10 protein-coding genes are annotated in these 12184 nt (G+C 71.8%); all 10 read right to left on the bottom strand.

Annotated elements, in window-relative coordinates; translation table 11 throughout:
- Nucleotides 1-23: 23 nt before the first annotated feature.
- The 10 genes from ASE68_RS04905 to ASE68_RS04860 all read right to left on the bottom strand — a co-directional run bounded on the left by ASE68_RS04905 (nt 24) and on the right by ASE68_RS04860 (nt 12102).
- The gene (locus tag ASE68_RS04905) at nt 24-1073 is read right to left on the bottom strand and encodes a DUF1648 domain-containing protein (protein WP_055855699.1); all 1050 of its coding nucleotides are present in this window, start codon (nt 1071-1073) and stop codon (nt 24-26) included.
- Nucleotides 1070-1426, bottom strand: a complete 357-nt coding sequence (locus ASE68_RS04900; protein WP_369800060.1) for a GntR family transcriptional regulator — start codon at nt 1424-1426, stop codon at nt 1070-1072. The genes ASE68_RS04905 and ASE68_RS04900 overlap by 4 nt, the downstream gene beginning before the upstream one ends.
- Nucleotides 1427-1497: 71 nt before the next feature.
- Nucleotides 1498-2613, bottom strand: coding sequence for a glycerate kinase (locus tag ASE68_RS04895; protein ID WP_055855692.1), 1116 nt, complete (start codon nt 2611-2613; stop codon nt 1498-1500).
- The gene (locus ASE68_RS04890) at nt 2610-4688 is read right to left on the bottom strand and encodes a beta-galactosidase (protein WP_055855689.1); all 2079 of its coding nucleotides are present in this window, start codon (nt 4686-4688) and stop codon (nt 2610-2612) included. Before ASE68_RS04890 ends, ASE68_RS04895 begins: the two co-directional genes overlap by 4 nt.
- Before the next feature lie 198 nt (nt 4689-4886).
- Nucleotides 4887-6770 (bottom strand): FAD-dependent oxidoreductase, encoded by a 1884-nt coding sequence (locus tag ASE68_RS20680; protein WP_055855686.1) that lies wholly within the window; start codon nt 6768-6770, stop codon nt 4887-4889.
- Nucleotides 6771-6896: 126 nt separating this feature from the next.
- A complete protein-coding gene (locus ASE68_RS04880) occupies nt 6897-8099 on the bottom strand; it encodes an alpha-L-fucosidase (RefSeq protein WP_055855683.1) in 1203 nt (400 codons plus the stop codon).
- Nucleotides 8096-8794 (bottom strand): hypothetical protein, encoded by a 699-nt coding sequence (locus tag ASE68_RS04875; RefSeq protein WP_055855680.1) that lies wholly within the window; start codon nt 8792-8794, stop codon nt 8096-8098. Before ASE68_RS04875 ends, ASE68_RS04880 begins: the two co-directional genes overlap by 4 nt.
- 7 nt (nt 8795-8801) lie before the next feature.
- The gene (locus ASE68_RS04870) at nt 8802-9716 is read right to left on the bottom strand and encodes a carbohydrate ABC transporter permease (protein ID WP_055855677.1); all 915 of its coding nucleotides are present in this window, start codon (nt 9714-9716) and stop codon (nt 8802-8804) included.
- Nucleotides 9713-10621: a carbohydrate ABC transporter permease gene (locus ASE68_RS04865; RefSeq protein ID WP_235480879.1), complete on the bottom strand. Its 909-nt coding sequence runs from the start codon at nt 10619-10621 to the stop codon at nt 9713-9715. The genes ASE68_RS04870 and ASE68_RS04865 overlap by 4 nt, the downstream gene beginning before the upstream one ends.
- Nucleotides 10622-10788: 167 nt before the next feature.
- Nucleotides 10789-12102: an ABC transporter substrate-binding protein gene (locus ASE68_RS04860; RefSeq protein ID WP_055855675.1), complete on the bottom strand. Its 1314-nt coding sequence runs from the start codon at nt 12100-12102 to the stop codon at nt 10789-10791.
- Nucleotides 12103-12184 lie beyond the last annotated feature (82 nt).

Below are 12184 nucleotides of genomic sequence, written 5' to 3'. Positions count from 1 at the left end.
CGGTGGCAGGCAGCGAGGGCAGCTCAGCTGCGCGGCTCGCCGTGACGCTCGGTGCCGGCCAGCGCGTTGAGCAGCGCGGCCCCCGTGCGGGCGTCGCCGACCGTGACGACGAGGGGCGGGGCATCCGCTCGCTCGACCTCGAGGCCGGGGCCCGACCGGAGGATGATGCCACGACGGCCGCGCACGTCGAAGCGGAAGCCCCAGCCGCCGAACTCAGCGGGCAGCACGTCGACGTCGGCCGCCGACACGACCTCGGCGAGCGGAACCTGCGAGAGCCGCAGCCCGAGCACCGTGCGCACCGTGAGCCCGTGGCGGTCGACCGTCACCCGGATCCACGCCGTGGTCGCGAGCACGAGCAGCAGCACGAACACCGCCGCCCAGAGCCACCAGGTCTCCGGCGCGAGCACGAGCGGAACGAGCACGGCGGCGAGCACGAACCCGAGGAGCGCGAACACGGGCCACGGCGCCGACGTCGTGGCGGTCCAGACGGCGACCTCGCCCGGCGCGAGGTCGAGGGCCGGAGTCGCGGCCGGGGCATCCGCCGCCGTGAGCTCGGGAGCCGGCAGTGCACGCCAGGTGATCCAGCCGACGAGGCCGGCGAGCAGGATCCCGCCGATGACGGCGACGGGGGTCGCCCAGGCCGGCGGCACGGCGCCGTCGAGCTGCGTGCCCGTGAGCGCGAGCATGGTCACCGCGAGCAGCGTCGCGACCGCCGGACCGAAGGACGCGGTCGGGCGTACGCGCGCGAGGAGCCGCGACGGACGGCCGTCGGCTGGGCGCATCATCGCGCGGGCGCCCCCGAAGCAGGCGATGGCGATCGCCCCCGTGACGGCGATCGAGATCACGACGAAGGCGAGCACCGCCCGGCCGGGTGTGGTCCACCCGTCGGCCTGACCGCTCGCGTCGAAGTGGATCGCGACCTGCTCGGGCATCCGCGGGATCCAGAGCAGCAGGATGACGGTCGTGACGACGATGATCGCGAGGGGGATCCAGATGACGACGACCGAGAGCACGCGGCGGTCGCGCCGGCGCTCGGCGAGTTCGGTGGAAGCCTCGGCGGCGGGGTGGGTCATCGGTCGAGTTCCTCTCTGACGATCGCCAGCACGGCGTCGGCGGCGATGCCGCGCTCGCGCGCGGTCGTGACGAGTTCGGCGGCGAGGCGCCGCGTCTGCTCGAGTTCGGGTGACGCGGCGCGCACGACGGCGCCGCGCCCGCGGCGGAGCTCGATCAGGCCCTCGTCGCGGAGCGTCTGGTAGGCGTGCAGCACGGTGTGCTGGTTCACGTCGAGCGACTGCGCGAGATCGCGTGCGGCGGGCAGGCGCTCGCCGGCGGCAACACGGCCGGCCAGGATCTCGCCGCGCATCGCACGCGCGAGCTGCTCGAACAGCGGAGTGCTCGAGGCGGGGTCGATGCGGATGATCACCATTCCATTGTTCTAGTTGCGGCTAGAACAAGTCAAGTTTCGTGAGCGGTTCGCGGATGTCGCGCCCGGCGGCGTCAGGCGGAGGCGGCCGCGAGGGCCGCGCCGGCGGCCTCGAGCCAGCGCACGGGCTCGGCCATGGCCGCGGCGGCGGATCCGGCGAGGTCGCTGAGGGACGCGGCGGCCGCGAACGCGGAGGCATCCGCCGTGATGGATCCGGCGACGAGGGCGACGGGCACGCCCGCGGCTCGCGCGAGCGCGGCGACCTCGGTCGGCGCCTTGCCCGCCTCGGACTGGCCGTCGAACCGACCCTCGCCCGTGACCACGAGGGCGGCGTCGGCGATGGCGCCGGCCAGGCCGACCGCCTCGGCGACGAGCCGCGCGCCGGCGCCCATGCGAGCGCCCCACGCGAGCAGCCCGAAGCCCGTGCCGCCGGCCGCCCCGGACCCCGGCTGCTCGGCGAGGCCCTCGCCGCCGGGCATCGCGGCGCTCACCGCGTGGGCGAGGCGAGCGAGGTTCGCGTCGAGCACCTCGACGGTCGCCGGGTCGGCGCCCTTCTGCGGGCCGAAGACCGCTGCCGCGCCTGAAGGGCCGAGCAGCGGATTCGTGACGTCGCCGAGGATCAGCACGCCGCCGGGCGGCAGCTCGCGCAGCCCCGCGAGGTCGGCGGAGGCCACCGAGGCGAGTCCGCGGGAGCCGAGCAGCACGGGCCGACCCGCATCGTCGAGGAAGCGCGCGCCCAGCACGGCGAGCGCACCGGTTCCGCCGTCGCTCGAGGCGCTGCCGCCGAGCCCGAGCAGCAGGCGTGTCGCACCGGCGTCGAGCGCCGCGGCGATGGCCTCGCCGAATCCGCTCGTGTGCGCATCGAGCGGCTGCAGCGGGTCGACCAGCCCGAGTCCGCAGGTCGTCGCGAGCTCGACGACCGCGGTGCCGTCGGGCAGGCGCAGCCACGAGGTGCCGACCGCGGAGGATCCGGGAGCCGGCGGGGCCACCGTGAGCGGCATGCGCTCCGCGCCGGGCACCGAGGCCGCGAACGCGTCGAGCGTGCCCTCTCCCCCGTCGGCCATCGGCCGCAGCACGAGCTCGTCGCCCGGCCGCACACCGCGCCATCCGCGTGCGAGCGCCGCAGCCGCGTCGGCCGCGTCGACGGTGCCCTTGAACGAGTCGGGCGCGAAGACGATGCGACGGCTCATGCGCCACCGCCCTCGGTCGCCTCGGCAGCGGCGGTCTCGAACGAAGCATCGCGCACGATCGCCCACTCCCAGGCCGCGAGCTCGAGGCCGTCGACGGCCGCCCCGGTGATGAGGTCGGTTCCGGCCAACGGCACCCGGGTCGGCGCGCCGCCGTGGTTGATCACGGTCACGACGTCGCCGCGTCGGGCGACCTCGACGTGCTCGGGCAGTCCGGGCAGCACGGGCGCGACCGCCGCGTCGGCGAGCACGTGGTCGACGACGGCCTGCGTTCCGCGCTCGTCGGGCACCGTCGCGAGGTAGCGGGCGGTTCCGGCACCGGAACGGCGAGCCGTGAGTGCGGGCCGACCGGCCAGGCGGCCGCCGGAGAACGAGGCCTCGACCGCGGCATCCGTCACGTGGATCTCCTCGGCGAGCAGGGTGCCGATCGATTCGGCGAGCGACGCCGAGGCCGACGCCGACGAAGCCGACGCCGACGCCGCGCCGGCGGCCGCCGGGCCGAACGGCGCAGTCCGCTCCCCCGGCGCGGCGGCCGGCGCATCGGGCGCGACGAGCGCGCCGAAGTCCTCGAGCCGAACGCCGAACATGCCGCCGAGCTGGGTGAGGAACCCGCCCTCGCGGAAGCGGTCGGCCTCGTCGACGACGTCGGTGTACGGGCCGGCGAGCAGGTGCCCACCGCCCTCGACGAACGCGGTCAGCGCCGCGGCATCCGCTGCACGGACCAGGCCGAGCAGCGGTGCGACGACGAGGTCGTAGCGCCCGTCGACCCGCGCGGCCGGCACGAGGTCGACCTGCACGTGGCGGCGGTGCAGCGCGCGGTGCCAGCGCTGCACGACGGCGACGTAGTCGAGCCCGTTCATGGGGTGGTCGGATGCCTCGACGGCCCACCAGTTCTCCCAGTCGAACACGATCGCCACGCGGGCGTCGTGGCCGCCGACCGGCAGCTCGGGCAGGGCGGCGAGCGCCTCGCCGAGCGCGGTGACCTCGCGCCAGGTGCGGGTGTCGGTGCCCGCGTGGGGCAGCATCGCCGAGTGGAACTTCTCGGCGCCCGCGCGCGACTGGCGCCACTGGAAGAAGAGGATGCCGTCGGCTCCGCGCCCGATCGCCTGCGCGCTGAGCGCCGCCATCTGCCCCGGCGCCTTCGGCGCGTTCGACGGCCGCCAGTTGAGGGCGTTCGTCGCCTGCTCCATGAGGATCCACGGCACGTCGGGCTTGAACGAGCGCACGAGGTCGCGCTGGAACGCGGCCGCCCGGAAGCTCTCTGGGTCGTTCGGGTCGGGGTAGCAGTCGTCGCTCACGAGGTCGAGGTGCGGCGCCCACTGCTCGTAGTTCGCGGGCTTGAACGCACCCATGAAGTTCGTGGTGATCGGCTGCGCCGCCCCCGCCGCGCGGATGAGGTCGCGCTCCATGAGGTAGCACTCGAGCAGCATGTCGCTCGTGAACCGGTGGTAGTCGAGCATCTGGCCGGGGTTGAGGCTGTACGGCGCCTTGCGCGGCGGGAACACCTCGTCGAAGGACTGGTAGCGCTGCGCCCAGAAGTTGGTGCCCCACGCGAGGTTCAGCGCGTCGACGTCGCCGTAGCGGTCGGCGAGCCACCGCCGGAACGCGTCGCGCGCGGCATCCGAGTAGTCCATGTTCAGGTGGCAGCCGTACTCGTTGTTGACATGCCACATGACGACGGCCGGATGCCGCGAGTACCGCTCGGCGATGGCGCTCACGAGTTCGCCGGCGAGGCGTCGGTAGACCGGCGACGACGGGGCGAACTGCTGGCGGCTGCCCGGCCAGTACGTGGCGCCGTTCTCGTCCTGCGGGAGCAGCTCGGGATACGCGGCGCTCGCCCACGGCGGCGGCGAGGCGGTGGCCGTGGCGAGGTCGACGGCGATGCCGCCCTCATGCAACAGGTCGATCACCCGGTCGAGCCAGGCGAAGTCGAACTCGCCCTCGCGCGGCTGGATGCGCGCCCACGAGAAGATGCCGAGGCTGACCATCGTGACCCCGGCCTCGCGCATGCGCGCGACATCGTCGGGCCAGATCTCCTCTGGCCACTGCTCGGGGTTGTAGTCGGCGCCGTAGTGCACGTGGTCCTCCGTCGTTGGATGGGAAAGCGTATTCCCTACCCTATCGGGCGAGGGAGCGGTGTGCGTCAGGGCGGCGGGCTCCTGCTCGCCGGCCCGGTCGGTGGCTCCCAGACCCGTGATGTCGCGCAAACGGTCGCCATCCCGACCGATGCAGACGATTTGCGCGACATCACGGGTGGATTCCGGGCCCGGACGGGATCAGGCTCCCACGGATCCGCGTTCGAGCGCGAGGTACTGGTGCACGAACGCGATCGCCATGCCGCCCTCGCCGACGCCCGCCGCGACGCGCTTGACCGACCCCGAGCGCACGTCGCCCACCGCGAAGACGCCCGGGGTGCTCGACTCGAGTGCGAACGGACGACGCGCCTCTGGCCACGAGCCGCTCGCCGCGGCATCCGCCCCGGTCAGGATGTAGCCGCGACCGTCGCGCGCGATCTCGGCAGGCAGCCACCCGGTCACCGCGTCGGCCCCGATCATGACGAACACGACCGTGAAGGGGCGCTCGGTCGTCGCGCCCGCAGCGCCCGGCTCACGCTGCGCGCCCGCGCCTCGCGAGCGCACGTCGACCGAGCTCAGGCCGTCGGCGCCGTGCAGCCCGACGACCTCGCTGCGCGTCTCGACGTCGATGCCGCCGTGGGACTCGATCTGGTCGATGAGGTAGCGCGACATGCTCGCCTCGAGCGACTCGCCGCGCACGAGCATCGTCACCGAGCGCGCGTGCCGCGAGAAGAACAGCGCTGCCTGCCCGGCCGAGTTGCCCGCGCCGATGATGCACACGTCGGCGCCCTTGGCGACGGCGGCGTCGCTGCGGGCGGCGCCGTAGTAGACGCCGTTGCCGAGGAACCGCTCGACCCCGGTCACCGGCAGGTCGCGCCACTCGACGCCGGTCGCGACGATCACGACGGCAGCGCGGAGCGTGTCGCCGCCGTCGAGCACGATCACGTGCCCGGCCGCGCTGTCGGAGCGCAACGGTCCGCCGATGCCGATGCCGATGCCGACGTCGCCGATGACGGCCCCGCCGTCGACTCCCTCGCCGGTCTCGTCACCGACCACCCCGCCGCCGTCCCCGCCCCCCGCCGGCCGGATCGCCTCGACCGTGCGCGTCACGACGATCTCGGCGCCCAGCCGCTTCGCCTGCTTCAGCGCGCGACTCGCGAGGTCGTCGCCCGAGATGCCGTACGGGAACCCCGTGTAGTTCTCGATGCGGGTCGACGTTCCGGCCTGGCCGCCCGGTGCCAGCGACTCGATGATGACCGTGCGCAGGCCCTCGGCCGCGCCGTTCACCGCAGCGGTGAGGCCCGCGGGCCCGGCTCCGAGGATCACCACGTCGTACTCGTCGGCGGACGGCTCGACGTCGAGCCCCACGGCGACGGCGACCTCGCGCATGCTCGGGTCGACGAGCCTGACCCCGCCGGCCGCCTCGAGCACCGGGAAGGCGGATGCCGCGGCATCCGCCCCGCTCGAATCCCGCGAATCGGCCGAATCGGGCGAATCGGCCGAATCGGGCGAGCCCGGCGCGACACCCGAACCCCCGGCCGCCTCGCGCACCGCCTCGGTCGTGACCCGGTCGAACGAGACCTGGTTGCGCGTGAGGAAGCGCGCGATGCGGTGCGTCTTCGCCTCGTTGCGCGGCCCGATGAGGCGGATGTCGGTCTCGGGCGCCTCCGCGGCGATCACCTGCAGCGAGTCGAGGTAGCGTCGCGCCAGCCCCGCCACCCGCGCGGGAATCGACGGCGCCATCGCCGCGAGCGTGTAGAACGCGGTCACGTCGACCTTGATGATCCGCGACGGCCGACCCGCTCGCCCGCTCGCCGGGAACGGCGTGCTCAGCGTCATCGGCACCTCGCCGAAGAACTGGCCCGGCTTGCGCGTGCCGATGACGCGCTCGTCGCCGTTCACGACCTTCGTGATCTCGGCGCGGCCCTCGACGACGACGAACAGCGCCCGCTCGTCGCCCTCGTGCGCGAAGTACTCCCCCGCCACGAGTTGGATGTCTTCGACCACTCCGGCCAGGTAGTCGAGCGTCGCATCGGGCAGGGGCGCGAAGATCGGGATCGTGCGCAGCACGTCGGTCGTGATCATGCGCGAACCCGCTGCGTCGTCGATCCGAACCGCGTCCTGGCCCCGCCCGTCACTCGCACCATGCGACCGTATCCGCGGCGGGCGGCACGGTCAATGACCGCGGGCACCGTCCACGAGCTGGTCGACTCAGTCGGGCAGCACGATGCGGGTGATCGGGCGTCCGTCGACGCTGCGAACGGATGCCGCGGGCGCGTCGACGACGACCACGATGCCGTCGGGCGTGGCCCAGGCCCGCCACCACGCGGCATCCGTCACCTCGACCTCGTCGGCGCCGAGCATGCGGCGGCCGAGCGTGTGCGGCTTGATCGCGGTCATCCACGGTGCGACGCCCTCGAGCGTTCGGCGCTGCACGCCCGGGATCTCGCCGGCGGCGGTCGGTCCGACGTTGAGCATCAGGCGCCCGCCGCGCGAGACGACGTCGGCGTAGAGGCGGGCCAGCTCGCGCGGGCTCAGGGTGAGCGACTCGTCTTCGACGCGGTTGTAGCCGAACGAGAAGCCGAGGCCGCGGCAGTGCTCCCACCCGGTGCCGGTCTCGTGGTCGGTGTCGTGCGCGTACTCGCTCGTGGCGTAGTCGCCGACGGGGGCGCCCCAGCGGTCGTCGACGACGCCGTGGGGCACGGCCTCGCGATACCGGGCGAGCAGTGCCTCGATCGAGCGCGGACCCGGCCGCTTGCCCGCGTCGGGCCAGTCGATATCGTTCCAGATCAGGTCGGGCGCGTACCGCTCGATGAGGTCGACGACGTGTGCGAACGCGTAGTCGTTGTAGTCGGCGCCCTTCGGGCGCTGGAGCTCGATGTCCGCGCTCGAGCGGTGCGGCGGGCCACCGGTGAACGCCCAGTCGAGGCCGCCCGAGTAGTAGACGCCGAACCGGATCCCCTCGGCGCGCACGGCCTCGGCGAGCGGGCCGATGAGGTCTCGACGGGGTCCACGGGCGACGGTCGTGAGCTCACCGGAGCCGGGGGCGTCCCAGAGCGCGATGCCGTCGTGGTGCTTCGTGGTGGGCACGACGTAGTCGGCGCCGACCGAGCGGAACAGCCGTGCCCACTCGGCGGGGTCGTACGACTCCGCCCGCCACGCGTCGAGGAGCGCGTCGTACGGCGCGCCCCCGAACTCGCGCGCGTGGTGATCGGCGGCCGGCGAGCCCTCGATGCGGATCGTGTTGGCGTACCACTCGGCGTAGGCGTTGTGCGCGAACCACTCGTCGTCGGGCACGGTGCCGAGCGCGCCCGACGGCTCGGCCCAGGCCGGCACGGAGTACGCACCCCAGTGCACGAAGAAGCCGAGGCTCGCCTCGCGCGCCCACTCGGGCAGCGGTCGGCCTGCGGTCATGCGTCGAGCTCCGCGCGCGGGCCGTCGGCGTCGTCGAGGTCGTCGCGTCGGCGGCGCGGGCGCTCGGGCACGGCCACGATCGCGAGGGCGATGCAGCCGAGCGCGGGGATGACGAGGGGGAACAGCTGCCAGGTGACGACGCCCGCGAAGATCGCCGTCGCCAGCAGGTAGGCGGCTCCGGCGAGGTCGCCGCGCAGCGCGGCCGGCACGCCCTTCAGGGCGCCCAGCCAGCCCAGCTCGGGCGTCCAGCCACCGGATGCCGCGAACAGGGCGAGCACCAGAGCGGCGAGTCCGACCCACCCGACGACCGCGATGAGCTGCCCGCCGGGCAGCGCACCCGACCCCGCCAGATCGAGGTCGAGCACGAGGATCAGCGCGAGCACCGCGGCTGCCGCGCCCACCGCCGTGCCGCCGAGCAGCGCCGAGCGCACGTCGCGCCAGAACCACCCGAGCCCGGAGTCCTCGGCCCTCAGGAACCGGCGGAGGTGGCGCACGCCGGCGGCGAGCGCCGCGGGCAGCGTGATGATCGGCAGCGACACGATCGCGATGAGCACGCCGATGACGAGCACCTCGCCGAGCAGCCCGAACGCGCTCTTCGCGCCCGGAAACCTGGCCTGCCCCGCCGCGTCGTCGCGCGTCGGACCGCTGCCCGTCGCCGCGGCGTGGCGGGCGGCGCGTTCGGCTGCTCGAGACATCCGGAACCTAGCCCTTCAGTCCCTGGGTGGCGACGCCGTCGACGAGGAAGCGCTGGAACACGATGAAGAAGATCAGGATCGGCAGCAGCGCCAGGAACGACACGGCCATGGTCGCGCCGTAGTCGGACGTCGAGGTCTGATCGTTGTAGAGCTTCAGCGCGATCGGCAGCGGGTACTCCTCGGGCGTGTTGATGTAGAGCAGCGGGCCGAGGAAGTCGTTCCACGTCCAGATGAACGTGAAGATCGCCGAGGTGATCAGGGCCGGCTTGATGAGCGGGAGGATGATCGAGAAGAAGATGCGGATGTGTCCGGCGCCGTCGATGCGGGCCGCCTCGTCCATGTCGCGCGGGATGTTGCGGATGAACTGCACGATCAGGAACACGAAGAACGCCTCGGTCGCGAGGAACTTCGGCAGGATCAGCGGCCAGTACGTGTCGACCAGTTCCAACTTATTGAACATGATGTACTGCGGGATGATGATGACGTGGAACGGCAGCAGCAGCGTTCCGATCATCGCCGCGAACAGCAGCCCGACGCCGCGGAACTTGATGCGCGCGAACGCGTACGCCGCCAGCGCCGACGAGAACAGGGTTCCGATCACGGCCATCACCGCGATGAACAGCGAGTTCGCGAAGAACCGCCACAGCGGGGTGCCGGCGATGCCCTCGACGACCTTGACGTAGTTGTCGACCGTCGGGTTGTCGGGCATCAGGCCGGGGTTCTGGCCGAACTCGCTCGACGGCTTGAAGGTGGCGAACAGCATCCACACGAGCGGGTAGAGCACGATCGCGGTGAGCGCGAGCAGCACGATCATCCAGATGATCGTATTGACGGTCTTGCGCTTGATGCGACGACGGCGCGGGGTGTTCGGTTCGGTGGAGATCTCGAGGAACTCGGCCCTGGGGACTTCGATCGTGCTCATCGGTTCTCTCCTGCGTAGTGCACCCAGCGCGTCGACGTCTTGAAGAGGATGAAGGCGATGATCGCGACCACGATCACCAGCACCCACGCCATCGCCGAGGCGTACCCCATCTGCAGGTCGGCGAAGCCGCGCTTGTAGAGGTACACGGTGTAGTAGTTGGTCATGCCGGCGGGGCCGCCGGAGCCGTTCGAGATGATGTACGCCGAGGCGAAGATCTGGAACGCGTTGATGAGCTCGAGCAGCAGGTTGAAGAAGATCACGCTCGAGAGCATCGGGATCGTGACCGAGCGGAACTTGCGCACCGGCCCGGCGCCGTCGACCTCGGCGGCCTCGTAGAGCTCCTGCGGTATCTGCTTGAGCCCGGCGAGGAAGATCACCATCGGGGCGCCGAACTGCCAGACCGCGAGCAGGATCATCATCGGCACGACGAGGGCGACGTTGCCAACCCAACCGCCGAGCTCGATGCCGAAGAGGCTCAGGCTGTTGTCGACGGGACCGTCGCTGGAGAACATGGCCCGCCACACGATGGCGACCGAGACCGAGGCGCCGATGAGCGACGGCGCGTAGAACGAGGAGCGGAAGAAGCCGGACCCCTTGTTGCGGTAGTTCAGCAGCATCGCGATGCCGAGCGCCGCGGCCAGCTTGATCGGAGTGCCGACGAGCACGTAGATCAGGGTGATCTGCACCGACTGCAGGTACTGCGGGTCGTCGGTGAACATGCGCACGAAGTTGTCGAACCCGACCCACTCGGGGTCCTTGAACAGGTTGTACTTCGTGAACGCGAGGTAGAGGGAGTAGATCATCGGCCCGAGCGTGAGCCCGAGGAACCCGATCAGCCACGGCACGAGGAACCCGTAGCCGGCGATGGACTCGCGCCTCGAGGCACGGCGTCGGCCGGGACTCATCGAGGGCCCGCCGCGCTCGGCGCGGCGAAGCTCGCGGCGCATGGCCTTCGTGTCGGCTCCCGCCGTCACGATGGACTGGGTGGTGGTCACGTGGAACTCCGATCTCTCCCGAATGGGACTCCGGGCGGGGCTGCCTTCCCCGCCCGGAGTTGCGGCGCGAGCGCCGACTACTGGTTCAGGACGACGTCCATCTCGCTGAAGAACTGCGAGACCGCGTCATCGACCGTGAGGGTGCCGTAGCCGAGCTCCTGGCCGATCTGGCGGAACTTCTCCTCGAGGGTGCCGTAGCCGACGATCGGCACGGGCGGGGCGTCGCCGAGGCGGTCGGCGATCGAGGCCTCGTAGTCGGCGATCTGCTGGCTCAGCGGGTCGAGGTCTGCGCCCTCGAGCGCGGTCGTCGAGGCCGGCAGGCCGCGGTTGGTGCCGAAGGCGGCACCCGACTCGGGGCTGTTGATGAGGAAGTTCACCAGGGTGGCCGCCGCCTCGGGGTGCTCGGTCTTCGCCGAGATCGAGTGCAGCATGGAGGGCTTGAGGTAGAGGTCCTTCGCGCCTTCCTCGGTGACGGGCGGTGCGAGCAGGCCGAGCTCGGTGAAGTCGGTGCCCAGGTTGCCGAGGTAGCCCGCGCCGAAGTTGTCCCAGGTGAGCTCGCTCGCGGTGAGGGCCGAGTCGAAGCCCGAGAGGGGGTAGATCTCCTCGAGGCGCTGCTGGCCGATGACCGTGCCGTCGGTGCGGATCGCGTCGCCCTGCTCCCAGAAGGCCTTCAGGTCGTCTTCGGTGAAGTTCGGCTCGCCGTCTTCGGTGAAGAGGTCCTCACCCTTGGCGCGCTGCTGCACCTCGAAGTTCTGGATGCGGCCGGTCCAGTCGGTGCCGCCCCAGAGTTCGACGCCCTTGGCGGTCGCCGCGTCGGTGACCTCCTTCATCCAGGCGTCGTAGTCCTCCCAGTCGCCGCCGGCGAACTCGTCGACGCCGGCCTCCTCGAGGAGCTTGGGGTTCGTGTAGAGGCCCCAGGCGTTGGTCGAGGTCGGGATGCCGGTGGTCTCGTCACCGACGACGCCGATGTCGAGGATGTTCTGCGCGAGCGGCTCGGTGTCGATGACGTTGCCGAGGTACGGCGTCAGGTCGAGCAGGAGGCCGTTCTCGGAGTACTGGCGCAGGTACGAGTAGTCGAACTGCATGACGTCGGGCAGACCGCCGCCGGCGGCCTCGGTCTGGCGCTTCTCCCAGTACTCGGGGAAGCCGAGGAACGAGGTGTTCACCGTGATGTTCGGGTACTCCTCGTTGAACGAGGCGATCGCGGTGTCGTAGAGGTCGGCGCGAACGTCGTTGCCCCAGAAGGCGAGGTCGAGGGTGACCTTCTCGTCGGGGTCGTAGGTGGCTGCCGTGTCGGCGCCGCCACCGGAGCACCCCGTGAGCACGAGTGCCGCGCCTGCGGTCAGTGCCGCCGCGGCGAGCGCCGTGCGTCGCGTGCGAATGTTGAACATCGTTGTCCTCCCGGAAACGTCAGTGTCTGCCTGGTGCCTGCTGCGCCTGCCCCTGCCTACGGGAAAGCGCTTGCCCAAATGT

The organism is Agromyces sp. Leaf222 (assembly GCF_001421565.1).
Lineage (GTDB): Bacteria > Actinomycetota > Actinomycetes > Actinomycetales > Microbacteriaceae > Agromyces.
The sequence above is the reverse complement of the archived record's forward strand: the minus strand, read 5'-3'. Positions and strand labels throughout refer to the sequence as shown.